The 336-nt window shown below is 70.8% G+C and carries 1 protein-coding gene; it reads left to right on the top strand.

All coding sequences use genetic code 11. The annotated features are described in order from the left end of the window. A partial coding sequence (locus QZ281_RS11770) for a PfkB family carbohydrate kinase (RefSeq protein WP_292228577.1) occupies positions 1 to 336 on the top strand: 336 nt, incomplete at both ends.

Below are 336 nucleotides of genomic sequence, written 5' to 3' on the forward strand. Positions count from 1 at the left end.
GCGTCCGGGCGGGGCCGAGGCGAATGTCGCCGTATCGCTGGCCCGTTTCGGCGCGCCGACGCGGATGGCGACGGTGCTGCCGGACAACGCCCTGGGCCACGCCGCCCGCGACGAGGTGCGAAAGCACGGCGTCGACACCAGCCCCATCGTCTTCACGGCGGGACGAATGGGCCTGTATTTCCTGACGCCCGGCGCCGTGCGCCGTCCGTCAGAGGTTCTCTATGACCGCGCCGGCTCGGCCTTTGTCGAGCAGGTGCATACAGCGTTTGACTGGGATCAGCTTCTGGAGGGCGTCGAGTGGCTGCACGCCTCGGGCGTCACCCCCGCGACCGGCCC

The organism is Brevundimonas sp., assembly GCF_018608325.1.
Taxonomy (GTDB): Bacteria; Pseudomonadota; Alphaproteobacteria; order Caulobacterales; family Caulobacteraceae; genus Brevundimonas.